The organism is Blastococcus saxobsidens (assembly GCF_002938435.1).
Taxonomy (GTDB): domain Bacteria; phylum Actinomycetota; class Actinomycetes; order Mycobacteriales; family Geodermatophilaceae; genus Blastococcus; species Blastococcus saxobsidens.
The window spans coordinates 1-16,655 of the sequence record NZ_POQT01000023.1 but is presented as its reverse complement, the minus strand read 5'-3'; the positions used below and the strand labels follow the sequence as shown (position 1 = coordinate 16,655).

The window sequence follows — 16,655 nt, the reverse complement described above, 5'->3', positions numbered from 1 at the left end:
GACCGGGGGAGGAGGCGCGCCTCCTCCCCCGGTCGGACGACTGCGGCCGCGGAGTTCCCTAGGGTCGACGGCGTGGACCGTCCCCTCGACCGGCTGACGGAACGGACGCGCACCCGACCGTTCGCCGTCGACGCGGCGCTGGCCGGCGCTGTCTGGGTCGTCACCGTGCTGCTGCCCTCGGAGACCTACTGGCAGGACCAGACCACCGCCCTGGTCGTCGGCACGCTGCTCACCGCCCCGCTGGCCTGGCGCCGGCGCGCGCCCGTCCCGGCCGCCGCGGTGGTGGTGGCCGTCGGGCTCTCCGAACTGGTCGTCGTCCCCGACCCTCTCGTCGCGAACGTCGCCGTTCTCATGACGATCTACGCGCTGGCCGCCTACGGGCCCCGGTGGGCGGCGCAAGCCGGCCTCACCATCGGGCTGCTGGGTGCCGTCCTGGCCGCCGTGCGCTTCTTCGGATACGACCTGGCCTCCTCGATCGCCCCGACGTCCCTGGCCATCGGGTTCTCCGTGGTCGCGGCGTGGTCGCTCGGCAACCTGCGGCGGGCCCGGCTGCAGCGGCTGGTTGCGCTCGAGGAGCGGGCGCAGCTGCTGGAGCTGGAGCGCGACCAGGAGATGCGGCTGGCCGCGAGCACCGAGCGGGCGCGGATCGCCCGCGAGATGCACGACGTCGTCGCGCACTCCCTATCGGTGGTGATCGCGCAGGCCGACGGCGGCCGGTACGCCGGCCGGACCGATCCGGCGGCGGCCGTCGGCGCCCTCGAGGCGATCTCCACCACCGGCCGGCAGGCGCTCGCCGACATGCGCTCGCTGCTCGGCGTCCTGCGGGAGGGCGGCGGCGAGGAGTACGCGCCGCAGCCCGACGTGAAGGCGATCCCCGCGCTGGTCGAGGACGTGCGCAGCAGCGGTCTGGACGTCGACCTCATCGTCGAGGGGGAACCGCGGCAGATGCCGGCCGGGCCGCAGCTGGCCGCCTACCGGATCGTCCAGGAGTCGCTGACCAACGTGCTCAAGCACGCCGGCCCTGCCTCGCGCGCCTGGGTGCGCCTGCAGTGGCGGCCCGACGCCCTGGAGCTGTCCGTGCTCGACGACGGCCGCGGCGCCTCGGCGGCGATGGTGGACTCCGACGGGAACGGGCAGGGGGTGCGCGGCATGCGGGAGCGGGCCCAGCTGCATGACGGGCGGCTGGAGGCCGGGCCGCGGCACGGCGGCGGTTTCGGCGTCCACGCGGCCCTGCCCTACGGTTCCCGTCGATGAGCGAGCCGATCCGGGTGGTCCTGGTCGACGACCAGCAGATGGTCCGCGCGGGTTTTCGCATGGTCATCGACTCCCAGCCCGGCCTCACCGTGGTCGGCGAGGCCGGTGACGGCGCCGCCGCGGTGGAGCTGCTGGCGCGGACCCGGGCCGACGTCGTCCTGATGGACATCCGCATGCCCGGCACCGACGGGATCGAGGCCACCCGCCAGGTCACCGCGCTGCCGCAGCCGCCGCGGGTCGTCGTCCTGACCACCTTCGACCTCGACGAGTACGTGGTGGCGGCCATCGGCGCCGGGGCCAGCGGCTTCCTGCTCAAGGACGCCTCGCCCGAGGACATGCTGGCCGCCGTCCGCACGGTGCACGCGGGGGACTCGGTGATCGCGGCCAGCTCCACCCGCCGCCTGCTGCAGCACGTCGCCCCGATGCTCCGGGGCTCGGCGCCGGCCGCGGCCGGGGGCACCGACGCCCGGGCGCTGGCCGACCTCACCCCTCGCGAGCGGGAGGTGCTCGAGCTGATGGCCTACGGGGCCAGCAACACCGAGATCGCCGACCGGTTCGTCGTCAGCGAGGCGACGGTGAAGACGCACGTGGGCCGGGTGCTGGCCAAGACCGGCTCCCGCGACCGCGTCCAGGCGGTCGTGCTCGCCTACCGCACCGGCCTCGTCGCCCCCGCGGACCTGCTCCGCAACGCCTGACCAGCTTTTCCGCGGAAAAGCGTGGGTGCTTTTCCGCGGAAAAGCATCGTGGTGGTTCCGACGCCTCCGACCGGGGGTGGACGGCGGGGTCCACCCCCGGGGGCAGGAACCGCGCCCCGGAGATCGCTCCTCGCTCCGACGCGGGGGGACGCAGTGGACCGGCAGCGTGGTCACCGTCCCGATCGGCTGTTCTGCGGAGGTCCACGTGTCCGTCCCCGTCATGACCGTTCCCGGCGAGTCGCCGGCCGCCCGGGCCGGTTCGGCCGTGCGCGCCGCCGGCCTGCGCAAGACCTACGGCGGCGGGGAGACCGCCGTGCACGCCCTCGCCGGGGTCGACGTCGCGTTCGCCCGGGGCGAGTTCACCGCGATCATGGGCCCGTCCGGCTCCGGCAAGTCCACGTTGATGCACTGCCTGGCCGGCCTGGACACCGCCACCGCCGGGCAGGTGTGGCTCGGCGACACCGAGCTGACCTCGCTGCGCGACGACGACCTGACGGCGCTGCGCCGCCAGCGGATCGGGTTCGTCTTCCAGGCGTTCAACCTGCTCCCGGTGCTGCCCGCCCGCGACAACATCGTGCTGTCCATGCACCTGGCCGGGCAGCGACCCGACCCGGTCTGGTTCGACGAGGTCGTCGCCCGCCTGGGCCTGCGCGAGCGGCTGAGCCACCGGCCGCACGAGCTCTCCGGCGGGCAGCAGCAGCGGGTTGCGATCGCCCGCGCGCTGCTCGCCCGGCCCGACGTCGTGTTCGCCGACGAGCCGACCGGCAACCTGGACTCCCGCTCCGGCGCCGAGGTCCTGGGGCTGCTGCGCTCCAGCGTCAAGGAGACCGGCCAGACCGTCGTCATGGTCACGCACGACCCGGCGGCCGCCGCCTACGCCGACCGCGTGGTGCTGCTGGCCGACGGCCGGCTCGCCGGCGAGCTGGCCGACCCGACCGCCGAGTCGGTCCTGGACGCGCTCCGCGGGCTGGGGGCCTGAGCCTCGTGCGCACCGTCCTCCTCGCCCAGCTGCGCGCGCACGCCGGCCGGCTGATCGCCTCCACCCTGGCGATCGTCATCGCCGTCGGCTTCGTCGTCGCCACCCTCGTGCTCAACGAGACCACCCGCTCGACCGTCCTGGAGGCCGTCGGCGCCCGGTACGTCGGCACCGACGTCGTCGTCACCTCCGACGGCGCGGACCTGGCCGCGGCCGCCGACCGGGTGGCCGCCCTCGACGGAGTGGCGGCCGTCGCCCCCACCTGGCAGACCTACGCGCAGATCGTCCCGCCGGGTCGCCCTGGCGCCCAGATGGCCGTCGTCGAGTCGGTCGCCGGGGAGCCTTCCCTGGACTGGCAGAACCTGGCCGCGGGCGCCCTGCCGACGCTGCCGCGCGAGATCGCCGTGAGCGAGCGCGTCGGCGCCGGGGTCGGCGACGTCCTCCCGGTCACCACGTACGACGAGGGGGGCACCGAGACCACCGTCGACGCGATGGTCACCGGCGTCGTCGACCTGCGCGGCGACCCCACCGCCGGGCTGCACGGGAAGCTCTGGGTCACCGCGGACCAGGCGCAGGCCTGGGGCGCCACCGAGCCCACCGAACTCCGCATCACGGGCACCGCCGGCACCGGACCGGCCGTCCTGGCCGACGAGATCCGGTCGGGGCTCACCGGCGAGGACCTCACCGTGCGCACCGGCACGGAGGCGGCCGAGCAGGCTGCCCTCGACCTGACGGGCGACGCGGACGTCCTGACCACGGTCCTGCTGGTCTTCGGCACGGTCGCCGTGCTCGTGGCCGGGCTGGTCATCGCCAACACCTTCGCCGTGCTGCTGGCCCAGCGGACCCGTGAGCTCGCCCTGCTGCGCTGCGTGGGCGCCACCGCGCGGCAGATCCGGCGGAGCGTGCTGGGCGAGGCCGCGGTCACCGGGCTGGCCGCCTCCGCGCTCGGGGTGCTCGCGGGCGTCGGTCTCGCGGCGCTGGTGTCGGCGATCGTCAGCTCGACGGACTCGCCGATCCCGCTGTCGGGGGTGTCGGTGCCGCTCGTCGCGGTGCTGGCCGGTCTCGCCGTCGGCACCCTGACGACGCTGCTGGCCGCCCTCGCGCCGGCCCGGGCAGCCACCCGGGTGGCGCCGCTGGCAGCGATGCGGCCGACCGACCCGGCGCCGCTGCGCTCCCGCGGCGGGGTCAAGCGCCTGGTCGCCGGGCTGCTGCTCGCCGTTCCGGGGGTGGCGCTCATGGTGCTGGGCGTGGTCTCCGCGGACATGCTGATCACCCTGCCCGGCGGGGTGCTGAGTGCCCTGGGCGTCCTGTTCCTGGCCCAGCGGGCGGTTCCGCCGGTGGTCGCGGCGGCCGGCCGGGTGGCCGGGCGCTTCGGCGGCATCCCGGCCCGGCTGGCGGCGGGGAACGCCACCCGCAACCCGCGCCGGACGGCGGCCACCGCGACCGCGCTGCTCATCGGCGTCACGCTGACCAGCGCGATGGTGGTGGGTGCCTCCTCCACCCGGGCCACGGCCCAGGAAGGCCTGGCCGCCGCGTACCCGACCGACGTCATCGTCACCGGCAGCGGGACCGCGCTGCCGGCGTCGCTGCAGGACCAGGTGGACGCGGTGGCCGGCGTGGTGGTCACGACCACCATCGCCGGCGGAACTCTCGTCGGCCCGGACGGCTGGGAGACCTGGGCCTCCGGGGTCGACCCCGCGGCCGCGCTGCCGGTGCTGCGCTCCGCCGCGGGCACGACCCTGCCCGAGCCGGGGCAGGTCGCCCTGGCGAAGTGGACGCGGGAGAGCTGGGGCGTCGCGGTGGGCGACAGCGTGACGCTGACCGCCGGGGAGCGGTCGCAACCGCTGACCGTGGTGGCCGGCGACAGCGACTCCCCGCTGCTCGACGCCGCCGACCTGCGCACGCTGGTGCCGGATGCGGTGGAGGACACCGTCTGGCTGCGGCTGGCCGACGACGCGGACCAGACCGCGGCGATCGACGAGATCACCGACCTGGTCGGCGCCGCGGTGCCCACCGCGTTCGTCACCGGCCTGGCCAGCGAGCGGGCGGCCATCGACGAGGTGGTCGACGTGCTGCTGCTGGTCGTCACCGGGCTGCTCGGCGTGGCCGTGGTCATCGCGCTGATCGGCGTGGGGAACACGCTGGCCCTGTCGGTGGTGGAGCGCCGGCAGGAGAACGGGCTGCTGCGGGCGCTGGGCCTGACCCGGGGCCAGCTGCGCGCCCTGCTGGCCTGGGAGGCGGTGCTCGTCGCGGGCGTCGCGGCCGTGCTCGGCGTGCTGGTCGGTGGGGCGTACGGACTGATCGGGGCCGCCTCGGCGCTCGGCGAGGTGGGCACGGTGGTGATCGACGTCCCGTGGCTGCAGATCGGCGCGATCGTCGTCGTCGCGACGGTGGCCGGACTGCTGGCCTCGGTGCTCCCCGCCCGGCGGGCGGCGCTCACCCCGCCGGTGGCCGCGATCGCTGCCTGACCCATCGTGACCAGGTCTCCTGATCGTTCCGGGTCCTCCCTCACCGTCGACCGTGAGGGAGGACCCCTGACGATCAGGTCCCCTGATCATCACAGGGACGTCGCCCGCTTCACAGGGACGGCACGGTTCCGGCTGGGATGCTGGAGCCGTGCCGTTCCACGTGTCCCGCCGCGCCGCCCTGACCGCCGCCGTCCTCGTCGGCCCGGTGGGGTGGGTGACCGCCGCAGCCTGGGGCCTGCCGACCGCCCTGGGCGCCTCCCGCCGCCGGCTGCAGCGCGTGGTCGCGGGCTCCCCGCACTTCTCCGACGGCACGTTCCACAACACGCTGCCCACCCCGGCGCTCACCCCCGCGACCGCGCGTGACGGGCTGCTCCGACAGTGGCACGAGGAGCGGCACGTCGGCCTGCCGGGTGGCCCGATCCCGTTGGCGCAGGCCCAGCTCCCCGCGGATCCGGCCGAGCTCGCGGTCACCTGGTTCGGGCACGCCAGCGCGCTGCTGGAGATCGACGGGCAGCGGGTGCTGCTCGACCCGGTGTGGGGCCACCGCGTCTCGCCGTCCCCCCTCGTCGGGCCCACCCGGCTGCACGAGCCCCCCATCGCACTGGAGGACCTGCCGCCGGTCGACGCCGTCGTCATCTCCCACGACCACTACGACCACCTCGACCTGCCCACGGTCCGGACGCTGCTGCGCACCCAGACCGCCCCCTGGGTGGTGCCGCTCGGCATCGGCGAGCACCTGCGCACGTGGGGCGTGCCGGACGAGCGGATCGTCGAGCTGGACTGGGACGGGGAGCACCGGGTCGGGGCGCTGACGCTCACCTGCACCGAGGCCCGGCACTTCTCCGGCCGCTACTTCCACCGGAACACCACGCTGTGGGCCTCGTGGGTGGTCGCCGGGCGTGAGCACCGGGTCTTCTTCGGCGGCGACACCGGGTACACCCCCGCCTTCGCCGCGATCGGCGCCCGGCTGGGCCCCTTCGACGTCACGCTGCTGCCCGTCGGCGCCTACAACGACGCGTGGCACGCCATCCACATGGATCCCGAGGAAGCGGTGCGCGCACACGGGGACCTCGGCGGCGCGGTGCTGATCCCCATCCACTGGGCGACGTTCAACCTGGCGTTCCACCGCTGGGCGGAGCCGGTGCAACGGCTCCTCGCGGCGGCCGCGTCCCGGGGCGTGGAGGTCGCCGTCCCGCGGCCCGGCGAGCGGATCGACCTGCTGGACCGACCGCCGCTGCACGACTGGTGGACGGCGGTGGGCTCGGCGAGCGATCCGCGGACGCAGGACGGTGCCGGGGTCGGCAGCAGCGTGCTGGTGCGCGCGCTCTCCCGTCTGGTCGCGCTGCTCCCCGACTAGCGGAGACGGGCCGGTCGGGCCTCCCTCACCCCGCGGCGTCCTCCCTCAGCGCCCACCACGAGGGCGGACGCGCCATGATCAGCTCACCTGATCATCGCCGGTGCCGCAGTCAGCGCAGGAGCTTGGACATCCGGCGGTCGGCCAGCGGCTTGCCGCCGGTCTGGCAGGTGGGGCAGTACTGCAGCGAGGTGTCGGCGAAGCTCACCTCGCGGACGGTGTCGCCGCACACCGGGCACGGCAGGCCCGTGCGGGCGTGCACCTGCAGGCCCGAGCGCTTCTCGCCCTTCATCGTGGCCGCGCGCTGCCCGGCCTGCCGCTGCAGCGCGTCGGTGAGGGTGGCGCGCACGGCGTCGAAGAGACGGACCAGTTCATCTTCGGTCAGCTTGTCGGCCATCTTGAACGGCGACAGCCGCGCGGCGTGCAGGATCTCGTCGGAGTAGGCGTTGCCGATCCCCGAGACCAGGGTCTGGTCGGTGAGCGCGCCCTTGAGCTGGCCGCTGCGGCCGGCCATCAGCCGGGCGAAGTCCTCGCGGTCGATCTGCAGGGCGTCGGGGCCCAGCCGGGCGATGCCCGGCACCTCCGCCGGCGACCGGACGACGTAGACCGCCAGGCCCTTGCGGGTGCCCTGCTCGGTGAGGTCGAAGCCGTTGCCGTCGTCCAGGTGCACCCGCAGCGCCAGCGGCCCCTTGCCCGGCTTGGGTGGCGCGGTGGGCAGGTTCTCCCGCCAGTGCAGCCAGCCGGCCCGCGCCAGGTGCACGACCAGGTGCAGCCCGGACACGTCGAGGTCCAGGAACTTGCCGTGCCGGCCGGCGCCGGTGATCTCCAGTCCGCCGAGCGCCGACAGCGGCGGGTCGAAGGTCTTGATCGCCTGGACGGCGGCCAGGTCGGCGCGCGCCAGGACGTGGCCGACGGCGTTCTCGCGCAGAAACGCGGCCAGGGCCTCCACCTCGGGCAACTCGGGCACGGACCCATGATCACCCGGTTCCCCGCGCTGCGCCGTCCCCGATCGGGTGCTTCACCGCGCGGAGGACGTGCTTTTCCGCGCAAAAGCAGGTGAGGGTTTCCGCGGAAAAGCAGAAGAGGCGGGCGGCGGGCGGCGTCCATACGCTCGGCCTCGTGCCCACCGCTCTGCTCTGGTTCCGGCGGGACCTGCGACTGGGCGACCACCCCGCGCTGCTGGCCGCCTCCGACGCGGCCGGGCCGGACGGCGACGTCCTGCCGGTGTTCGTGTTCGACGACCGGCTCTGGGGCCCCTCCGGCGCTCCCCGCCGGCGCTTCCTGCTCGACTGCCTCACCGCGCTCGACGACGACCTGGGCGGCGCCCTGGTGCTGCGGTCCGGCGACCCCGCCCGGGTGCTGCCAGAGCTGGTCCGCGAGGTGGGGGCGACGTCGGTCCACGTCAGCGCCGACGCCGGACCGTACGGCCGCCGCCGCGACGACGCGGTGGAGCAGGCGCTCGGCGACGTCCCCTTCGTACGCACCGGCTCGCCCTACCTGGTCACCCCCGGCCGGATCACCAAGCGGAACGGCACCCCGTTCCAGGTGTTCTCCCCCTTCGCCCGGGCCTGGCGGGAGCACGGCTGGCGCGCGCCGGCGCACTCGCCCGGTGCCGTCCGCTGGCGGACCGGCGTCCGCTCCGACGACCCACCCCCGAGGCCCGAGGCCACCGCCGACCTCCCGCCCGCCGGCGAGCAGGCCGCGCTCGACGCCTGGGCCCTCTTCCGCGACGAGCGCCTGCTCGGCTACGCCGAGGGCCGCAACCTCCCCGGCACCAGCGGCACCAGCCGGCTGTCGGCCTACCTGAAGTACGGCTGCATCCACCCGCGCACGCTGGTGGCCGACCTCGCGGCCGGGGAGCAGACCGAGTCGGCGCGGCGCTACACCGACGAGCTGGCCTGGCGGGACTTCTACGCCGACGTCCTCTGGCACCGCCCGGAGTCGGCCCGCGAGTACCTCAAGCCCGAGCTGCGGGCCCTGGGCTACGACAGCGGTCCGCACGCCGAGGAGCTGGTGCGCGCCTGGGAACAGGGCCGCACCGGGTTCCCGATCGTCGACGCCGGCATGCGCCAGCTGCTGGGTGAGGCCTACGTGCACAACCGGGTGCGCATGATCGTCGCCTCCTTCCTGGTCAAAGACCTGCACCAGGAGTGGACGCTCGGCGCCCGGCACTTCATGCGGCACCTGGTCGACGGCGACCTGGCCAGCAACAACCACGGCTGGCAGTGGGTGGCGGGCACGGGCACCGACGCCTCGCCCTACTACCGGGTCTTCAACCCGGTGACCCAGGGCAAGAAGTTCGACCCGGACGGCGCCTACGTGAAGCGGTGGGTCCCCGAGCTGCGCGACCTCGATCCGCGCCACGTCCACGAGCCGTGGACGGCGCCCGGCGGCATCCCCGACGGCTACCCGGAACCGATCGTCGACCACGCGCACGAGCGCCAAGTGGCGCTGGACCGCTACGCCCGCGTGCGCGCCGGCTGACCCCGCTCAGGCCCGCAGAGACGGGGCGCTGCGGACCGGGTCGCGCCCGGAGCCCGGGTCGACGGCCAGGGCTCGCGCCCAGGCCAGCAGCCCCGGCACGTCCACGCCGTGCGGGCGGCGGTCGGCGTACCCCTCGACGTTCCCGGCGCCACGTTCCAGCAGCGCGGCGGCCCCGCGGTCGTTGCCGCGCGCGGCGTGGGTCAGCCCGACGGCGAGCTGGGCCAGCCCGCGCCACAGCTGCCGCTCCTCCTCGGGCGCGGTCTTCCACGCGTCCTCGAGCACCTCGTGGGCGTGGAAGGGCCGGCCGGCGTCCAGCAGCGCCTGCGCCTCGGACAGGGCGACCTCCGGCGCCCGCAGCACGCCTTCCGGAGCGCGTTCCTCACCGACGGCGTCGTGCGGGAGCGGCCGGCCGAGCGCGTCCCGGGGGCGGGCGTTGCGCGCCCTGCCCTCGGCGTTCCGATCACGATCCGGCACAGCGGCCATCCTGCCCCGGACCTCAGCCGGGCAGCGCGGCGGGCGCCGACCTCCCGCCGACCACGGGCGCCGTCGTCCGGCTCGCGTCCGCCAGCCAGTCGAGGACCGACGAGGGCTCCATGGGGCGGGCGATGACGTACCCCTGCGCCTCGTCGCAGCCCAGCTCGACCAGGCGCTGCTGCACCTCCGCCGTCTCCACCCCTTCGGCCACGACGAGCAGCCCGAGGTCGTGCGCCAGCTGGACGACGGTGCGGGTCACCGCCTCGTCCGCGCGGTCGGTGAGGAGGTTGGTGACGAAGCCGCGATCGACCTTGAGGGCGCTGATCGGCAGGTTCTTCAGGTAGGACAGCGAGGTGTAGCCGGCACCGAAGTCGTCGATCGAGACGCGCACGCCCATGGCCTGCAGCCGGAGCAGCGTGTCGGCCGTGCGCTGCGGGTCCACCATGGCGGCGGTCTCGGTGATCTCGAGCTCCAGCGCGTGCCCGGGCAGCGCCTCGGCGGCCAGCAGCCCGGTCACCAGCGTCGGGAAGTCCTCGTCGAGAAGGGTGGACGGCGAGACGTTGACGGCCACGTCGACGTCCCAGCCGGCCGCCCGCCACCCGGCGCAGCTGCGGATGGCCTCCCGCAGGACCCAGTCGGTCAGGGGGCGCATGAGGGCAGTGCGCTCGGCAGCGGGCAGGAACGCCGCGGGCAGCAGCAGCCCCCGCTCGGGGTGCTGCCAGCGGACCAGCGCCTCGAAGCCGATGGTGCGGCCGGTGCGCAGGGCGATCTTGGGCTGGAAGTGCAGTCGCAGCTCACCCCTCTCGATCGCACCGCGCAGCTCGGCGAGCAGCTCCAGCCGGATGTCATCACCGGGCTGGTCGGCCGGTTCGTAGAGACGGACGCCGCTGCCCTCCCGCTTGGCCCGGTACATGGCCACGTCGGCGCGCTGGAGGAGCGTCCCGATGTCGTCCCCGTGCCACGGGCGGAGCGCCACCCCGATGCTGACGCCCACCTCGAGGGTCACCCCGTCGACGGCGAAGGGCCGTTCCAGCCGGCTCGCCACCTCCCGGGCCCGCTGCGTCGCCGTCTCCGGGTCGGTGACGTGGCGCAGCAGGACTGCGAACTCGTCGCCACCCAGTCGGGTCGCGAGGTCCCCCGACCGCATCGAGGCGCGCAGCGCGTGAGCCACCTCGACCAGCAGCCGGTCGCCGACCGCGTGGCCGAGGGTGTCGTTGACGTCCTTGAAACCGTCGAGGTCGAGCAGCAGCAGGGCGGATCCGGCGTCCGACGACCGTCCGCGGCCGGTCAGGGCCCGGTCCGCCTGCAGCAGCATCGCCCGGTTGCCGAGGCCGGTGAGGGAGTCGTGCAGGGCCTCGTGCTCCCGGCGCTTCAGCCGCCGCCGGCCACCCAGCACGGCCGCGAACAGCGAGATCAGCAGTGCGCCGGCGGTGACGAACAGGCGCTGCGAGGTCGCCGCCAGCTCCTCGGCCACCTGGGCCTGGGGCAGCAGGATCTCCGAGACCAGACCGCTGGGCCGGTGGTCGGCGCCGCTGGGCTCGCTGAGCACCGTGGCGGTGGGCAGGGCACGGCCGGCGTCGTGCTCGAACTCGACCTGCGGCTCACCGGCGAGCACCTTGCCCAGCAGCGCGGTCTCGTCGTCGCTGAGCGGGTCGGCGTCCTCGGTGTCGCTGTACAGCAGCCGCCCGTCGGGGGCGAACAGCTGCAGGCCGACGATGCGGCCGTCCTCCTGCAGGTACGAGACCCCCTGGTCGATCCGGGCCACGGTCGATGCCGGCAGCGCGGACATGCGCGCGGCGTCGACGGGGAGCTCGACCTCGACCAGGAGCTCGTTGATGATCGCCGCCTCGGCGACGACGGCCGCGAGCGCACGCTCCCGGTCCTGCTGCTGCAACTGGACCGCCAGGACCCCGACGCCCACCATGGCGACGCCGAGAGCAGCTGCCAGTAGGCGCCACGAGGTGAACAGACGCGACACCGTGGACTCCTTCTCCGGAGGGCGCCGGTCACGCCTCCTCGTACCGGGATCGGCAGATGCCTCGGACAGCTTGATCGCTCCCACCCGATCGCGGGGGGGTACGACCCGTGCATCCAGATGCCGGACGGCTGCGGAAGAGGGGTTACGTCACCCCCCCGTCGAGAGGAAAGACATGAGCACCGTCCGCACGCTCGGCCGCACCGCTGGTGTCCTGACCGCCGCCGGAGCCATGGCGCTGGTCGCCACGCCGGCCTTGGCCGACGACCACGACGCCACGATCTCGGTCCTGCACGCCGTGCCCGACCTGCCCGTCGACGTGTACGCCAACGGCGAGCGGCTGATCGACGACTTCCAGCCGGGCACGCTCACCGACCCGCTGAAGGTGCCGGCCGGTTCCTACGACCTGGCCGTGTTCCCCGCCGACGCCGCCGACGGCTCGGGGCAGCCGCTGCTCTCGGCGACGGACGTGGCCGTCCCCGCCGGCGCGAACGCCACCGTCGTGGCGCACCTGACCGAGGCCTGGCAGCCGGCGCTGACGCCGTTCGTCAACGACACCAGCGCGGTGCAGGCCGGCCAGGCGCGGGTCACCGTGCGGCACACCGCCGCCGCCCCGGCCGTCGACGTCCGCGCGGGCGGCCAGGTCGTCATCGACGGGCTGAGCAACCCGAACGAGGAGACCCTCACCGTCCCGGCCGGCACCATCTCGGCCGACGTCGTCGTCGCGGGCACCGACACCGTCGCCATCGGCCCGGCCGACCTGACGCTGACCGAGGGCACCTCGACCATCGTCTACGCGTGGGGCTCCGAGGACGCCGGCTACGAGCTGGCCGTCCAGCAGGTCACCGCCCAGCACTCCGCGCCGTCGGGCGTCCCCGGCGGCAGCGCCGGCCTGGCCGACGACTCGGGCCTGCCCCTGCCGGTCGGTGCCGCGGCCGTGGCCGGTCTCGCGCTGGCCGGTGCCGGCGCCGTCCGGCTCGCCCGCTCCTCGCGCTGATCGTCCGCACCCCGAGGAGCTGACCGTGCGACCCGCCGCCGCCACCGCCGTGCTGGGCCTGGCCCTCGCGATCGGTGCGCCGACCGCCTGGGCCGTGTCCCGGCCGGACGCGGCGGCGGGTCCCTCGGTCCAGCGGGTCCTGGAGGGCCCGGACGCCGTCCCCCGGCGCCGTCCGGGCCCTCCGTCCTTCCCCCGGTGACCGTCCGCGAGGCGGCCCCGGCCGAGGCCCCGGCCACACCTCCTCCGGTGCGGCTGGACCTGGCGGGCCTCGGCGTGACCGCGCCGGTCGACCCGGTCGGGGTCGCCGGTGACGGCCAGATGGAGCTCCCCGAGGACGTCGGCCGGGTCGGCTGGTACCGCTTCGGCCCCGCTCCGGGGGACGACGGGAACGCCGTGCTCGCCGGGCACGTCGACGACGCCGAGCAGGGCCCCGGCGCGCTCTTCCCGCTGCGGGAGGCCGAGCCCGGCGACGAGGTCTCGGTCACGGACGCGGCGGGCGGGACCACCCGCTGGCGGGTGGTCTCCCGCGAGCTGGTGCAGAAGCAGGTGCTGCCGCTGGACGCGATCTTCGCGCGTGAGGGGCCGCCCCGACTGGTCGTGCTGACCTGCGGCGGCCCGTTCCTGCCCGAGTACCGGAGCTACCGCGACAACGTCGTCGTCGTCGCCGAACCGCTCGGGGGCGCCACGCCATGACCGGGCTGCTTGCCAGACCTTCCCACCTCGGTAGCGTTCCCGGGGTGACCTCCGACCCGGTACCGGCGCCACGGGGCGTCCTGGACCCGGACGACGCCGAGGTGGACCGCCGGTTCGCCGCGGGTGACGAGCAGGCGCTGGCCCTGGCCTACGAGCGATGGGCCGGCCAGGTCCACGGCATGGCGGTGCGCGCCTTCGGCCCGGGCCCGGACGCCGAGGACGTCACCCAGCAGACCTTCATCTCCGCGTGGACCGGGCGGGCGCGCTACCGGCCCGACCAGGGTCCGCTGCCCGCCTGGCTGACCGGGGTCTGCCGGCACAAGATCGCCGACACCTGGGCCAAGCGCGACCGCCAGCGCCGGGAGGCCGAGGCGGCCGTCTCGGAGGCGGAGGCCGCGCCGTCCCGCGGGTCCTCCCCCGGTGTCGACACCGCCGTCGCCGACCGCATGCTCGTGCTCGACGAGCTGGAGCGCCTGGGCCAGCCGCAGCGCGGGATCATCGAGCTGGCCTTCTTCGCCGACCTGACCCACGCCCAGATCGCGGAACGCACCGGGATCCCGCTGGGCACCGTCAAATCCCACATCCGCCGCACTCTCGAACGCCTGAGGACCCGATTGGAGGTGGACGGTGCCGCACTGCCTGCCTGAACAGCTCGCCCTGGCCGCGCTGAAAGAGCCCCTGCCGGCCGACGACGCCGCCCACCTGGCCTCGTGCGCCGACTGCCGGTCCGAGGTCCGGTCGCTGCAGCGGGCCGTCGACGTCGTCGCCGTGCCCGAGTTCGCGACCCCCGCGGCGCCGGTGCAGCCGCCGGCGTCGGTGTGGGCCGGCATCGCCGCGGCCACCGGGGTGTCCGCGGCTCCGCGCGCGGAGACGCACGCCGTCGCGGCGCCGTCGCCGGTGACCGCCCGCCCCACGGCCCCCGTCGCTCCCCCGCCCGCTCCGCCCGGGTCCCCGGCCGGCGGCCAGGTCCTGCCGTTCCGCTCCCGCCGGCCGAAGCTGCTGCTGGTGGCCGCCGCCGCGGTCGCCGGTGCCGTGGTGGGCGCCGGCGCGGTGGGTCTCGTGCGCGGCGGCGACGACGTCGAACCGGTCGCGGCGGTGGCACTCGACGCGCTCACCGACGAGCCGACGTCCGGCCGGGCCGAGGTGGTCGTCCGCGGCGACGGCACCCGCGCCCTGCGGGTGGTGCTGGACGCGCCCGATCTGGACGACGAGTACTACGAGCTGTGGGTGATCGAGCCCGGCGTCGTCGACATGGTGCCGCTCGGCGTCGTCCGGCCGGGCACGCAGACCTTCGAGCTGCCGACGGGCCTGGACCTCGGCGAGTTCCCGATCGTCGACGTCTCCGTCGAGCCGCTGGACGGCGACCCGACGCACTCCGGGGTCTCCGTGGCCCGCGGGGTGCTGGAGAGCTAGGCCGTCCGCGCCGTCGCCTAGCGTGGAGTCGTGACCGCCCCGAACGACGACCGCCTGCCGCACGAGGAACTGGGCGCGCACTGGCGCTCGGTCCGCCCGCGGCCGGCCGGCCGCCACCTGGACAGCGCCGCCTCCAGCCGGCAGACCCACCGCGCCCTGGAGGCGGCCGCGCACCACGCGCGCCACGAGGCGGAACTGGGCGGCTACGTGGCCGAGGCCACCGCGGAGGACCTGCTCCAGCAGGGCCGGTCGGTGCTGGCCGGCCTGGTCGGCATGGCGGCGGCCGACGTCGCGTTCGTCGAGTCGGCGCAGGCGGCGCTGGTGGCGCTGCTCAGCGGCTGGCGGCTGCCGGCCGGCTCCCGGGTCGCGTGCCTGCCGGGGGAGTTCGCGCCCAACGTCGCCCAGCTGCGGGCGGCCGGGCTGCGTCCCGAGCCCTTGCCGGTCGACGGCCTGGGCCGCGCCGACCTGGAGGGGATCGAGAGGCTGCTGGCGGGCTACCCGCCGAGCTTCGTGCACTTCACGCACATCGGGAGCCACCGCGGCCTGCTGCAGCCGGCCCGCGAGGTGATCGCCCTGTGCCGGGAGGCGGGGGTGCCGCTGGTCCTGGACGCCGCGCAGTCCCTCGGGCACGTGGACGTCGACCTGGGGGCCGACGTCGTCTACGGCACCTCCCGCAAGTGGCTGGCCGGCCCGCGCGGCGTCGGCATGCTGTTCGCGCGCCCGGCGGTGGCCGCCCAGCTGGTGCCCGTGCTGCCCGAGCCGGAGGGCGTCCCGCCCATGCGGGCCTTCGAGTCGGGCGAGGCCCACGTCGCCGGGCGCATCGGCCTGGTGGTGGCGGTGGGGGAGCACCTGGCCGGCGGACCGGTCGCGGTGCGGGAGCGGCTGGCCGCCCTCGGCCGGGCGACCCGGGAGCTGCTCAACGGCGTGGGCGGGTGGCAGGTGGTCGAGCCGCACGACGAACCGACGGCGACGACGACGCTGCGGCCGCCCGAGGGGATCGACGTCGTCGCGACCCGTGCTCGGCTGCTCACCGAGCACGGCATCGTGCTGAGCGCCTTCGGCCCCGAGCGTGCCCCGGGGGAGATGACCGGCCCGGTGCTGCGGGTGTCACCGCACCTGGACGCCTCCGTCGACGACCTGGAGGCGCTCGCCGCCGCGCTCTGAGGCCTTGCTCCGGACCTCAGGCGGCCGGCGCGTCGTCCACCTCGACCGCGACGTCGACGTCATCGCCGTCGACCGAGGTGACCGTCACGGTCACCCCGTACCGCTCGCTGGCGCCCTCCGGCGTGAGCTCGCAGCGCAGCGCGGTGCCGGGGACGACCTCGAGCTCGTCCGGACAGCTGACCTGGCTGCGGACGCCGGTCCGCTCCGCCAGCACGGCCGCGGCTTCGGCGGCGACGGCGTCGGCCGGCACCCGGTCCGCGCCGCAGGCGGTCGAGCCCGCGGACAGCACGGCGACGAAGCCGAGCAGCGCACGACGGGCCACGGGCACTCCTCGCTGAACGGCGGTAGGTCTACCGGACCCTAGGCGACGCCACCCGAGGCAGATCAGTCCGGTGGCCCCCGCGGCAGTAGCTGCACCACAGTCCTGGACAGCACTTTCGTCACGTGGCGCGAGACGCGAGGCCAATGGGCAGCCACCAGTAACGCGCGCGTCCGCAGGCTGCCCGGGCAGTTCGTGCACTTTCTGCCGGGGGGATTGTCCGGGAATGGCGAAGGGGCCCCAGCACGGATGCTGGGGCCCCTTCGGTGAAAGTATGTCCGGCGGTGTCCTACTCTCCCACCCCGTCTCCAGGGCAGTACCATCGGCGCTGAGAGGCTTAGCTTCCGGGTTCGGAATGTGACCGGGCGTTTCCCTCTCGCCATGACCGC

General features: G+C 75.3%; 16 protein-coding genes and 1 rRNA gene. 12 read left to right on the top strand and 5 right to left on the bottom strand.

Going from position 1 to position 16,655, the window contains the following annotated elements:
- Window positions 1-72 precede the first annotated feature (72 nt).
- From C5507_RS14165 to C5507_RS14145, 5 genes are all read left to right on the top strand, one after another.
- Window positions 73-1,254 (top strand): sensor histidine kinase, encoded by a 1,182-nt coding sequence (locus C5507_RS14165; RefSeq protein WP_104529166.1) that lies wholly within the window; start codon window positions 73-75, stop codon window positions 1,252-1,254.
- Window positions 1,251-1,949, top strand: coding sequence for a response regulator (locus C5507_RS14160; RefSeq protein ID WP_104529165.1), 699 nt, complete (start codon window positions 1,251-1,253; stop codon window positions 1,947-1,949). The genes C5507_RS14165 and C5507_RS14160 overlap by 4 nt, the downstream gene beginning before the upstream one ends.
- A gap of 205 nt (window positions 1,950-2,154) precedes the next feature.
- Window positions 2,155-2,928: an ABC transporter ATP-binding protein gene (locus C5507_RS14155; RefSeq protein ID WP_211295524.1), complete on the top strand. Its 774-nt coding sequence runs from the start codon at window positions 2,155-2,157 to the stop codon at window positions 2,926-2,928.
- A 5-nt stretch (window positions 2,929-2,933) separates the two neighbouring features.
- Window positions 2,934-5,393, top strand: a complete 2,460-nt coding sequence (locus tag C5507_RS14150) for an ABC transporter permease (protein WP_104529164.1) — start codon at window positions 2,934-2,936, stop codon at window positions 5,391-5,393.
- A gap of 148 nt (window positions 5,394-5,541) precedes the next feature.
- A complete protein-coding gene (locus C5507_RS14145) occupies window positions 5,542-6,750 on the top strand; it encodes an MBL fold metallo-hydrolase (protein ID WP_207225888.1) in 1,209 nt (402 codons plus the stop codon).
- Between the two features lie 109 nt (window positions 6,751-6,859).
- Here C5507_RS14145 and C5507_RS14140 read toward each other — a convergent pair whose 3' ends face one another.
- Complete coding sequence (locus tag C5507_RS14140; RefSeq protein ID WP_104529163.1) at window positions 6,860-7,714, bottom strand: Fpg/Nei family DNA glycosylase; 855 nt, start codon at window positions 7,712-7,714, stop codon at window positions 6,860-6,862.
- Between the two features lie 152 nt (window positions 7,715-7,866).
- Between C5507_RS14140 and C5507_RS14135 the strand changes: the two genes are divergently transcribed.
- A complete protein-coding gene (locus tag C5507_RS14135) occupies window positions 7,867-9,231 on the top strand; it encodes a cryptochrome/photolyase family protein (protein WP_104529162.1) in 1,365 nt (454 codons plus the stop codon).
- 6 nt (window positions 9,232-9,237) lie between these two features.
- Here C5507_RS14135 and C5507_RS14130 read toward each other — a convergent pair whose 3' ends face one another.
- Window positions 9,238-9,705 carry a DUF309 domain-containing protein gene (locus C5507_RS14130; RefSeq protein ID WP_104529161.1) on the bottom strand — a complete coding sequence of 156 codons (468 nt, stop codon included), beginning with the start codon at window positions 9,703-9,705 and terminating at the stop codon, window positions 9,238-9,240.
- Between the two features lie 22 nt (window positions 9,706-9,727).
- On the bottom strand, window positions 9,728-11,683 hold the full coding sequence (locus C5507_RS14125) for a putative bifunctional diguanylate cyclase/phosphodiesterase (RefSeq protein WP_104529160.1): 1,956 nt from the start codon (window positions 11,681-11,683) through the stop codon (window positions 9,728-9,730).
- 172 nt (window positions 11,684-11,855) lie between these two features.
- Between C5507_RS14125 and C5507_RS14120 the strand changes: the two genes are divergently transcribed.
- From C5507_RS14120 to egtE, 6 genes are read left to right on the top strand one after another with little or no spacing between them, the layout of a single operon-like run.
- Complete coding sequence (locus C5507_RS14120) at window positions 11,856-12,677, top strand: DUF4397 domain-containing protein (protein WP_104529159.1); 822 nt, start codon at window positions 11,856-11,858, stop codon at window positions 12,675-12,677.
- Window positions 12,678-12,702: 25 nt separating this feature from the next.
- Window positions 12,703-12,876, top strand: a complete 174-nt coding sequence (locus tag C5507_RS23160; protein WP_242611263.1) for a hypothetical protein — start codon at window positions 12,703-12,705, stop codon at window positions 12,874-12,876.
- On the top strand, window positions 12,873-13,370 hold the full coding sequence (locus tag C5507_RS14115) for a class F sortase (RefSeq protein ID WP_242611261.1): 498 nt from the start codon (window positions 12,873-12,875) through the stop codon (window positions 13,368-13,370). Before C5507_RS23160 ends, C5507_RS14115 begins: the two co-directional genes overlap by 4 nt.
- A gap of 44 nt (window positions 13,371-13,414) precedes the next feature.
- Entirely contained in the window at window positions 13,415-14,017 is a 603-nt protein-coding gene (locus tag C5507_RS14110; RefSeq protein ID WP_242611260.1) for an RNA polymerase sigma factor, read from the top strand.
- Window positions 13,998-14,783: an anti-sigma factor gene (locus tag C5507_RS14105; protein ID WP_104529157.1), complete on the top strand. Its 786-nt coding sequence runs from the start codon at window positions 13,998-14,000 to the stop codon at window positions 14,781-14,783. Before C5507_RS14110 ends, C5507_RS14105 begins: the two co-directional genes overlap by 20 nt.
- A gap of 30 nt (window positions 14,784-14,813) precedes the next feature.
- Complete coding sequence (gene egtE, locus C5507_RS14100) at window positions 14,814-15,947, top strand: ergothioneine biosynthesis PLP-dependent enzyme EgtE (RefSeq protein ID WP_104529156.1); 1,134 nt, start codon at window positions 14,814-14,816, stop codon at window positions 15,945-15,947.
- A 16-nt stretch (window positions 15,948-15,963) separates the two neighbouring features.
- On the opposite strand, the gene C5507_RS22350 is transcribed toward egtE, so the two are convergent.
- Together C5507_RS22350 and rrf are read right to left on the bottom strand one after the other, a co-directional pair.
- Window positions 15,964-16,269: a DUF4333 domain-containing protein gene (locus C5507_RS22350; RefSeq protein ID WP_158657607.1), complete on the bottom strand. Its 306-nt coding sequence runs from the start codon at window positions 16,267-16,269 to the stop codon at window positions 15,964-15,966.
- A 273-nt stretch (window positions 16,270-16,542) separates the two neighbouring features.
- Window positions 16,543-16,655, bottom strand: a 5S ribosomal RNA gene (rrf, locus tag C5507_RS14090); the annotation flags it as partial.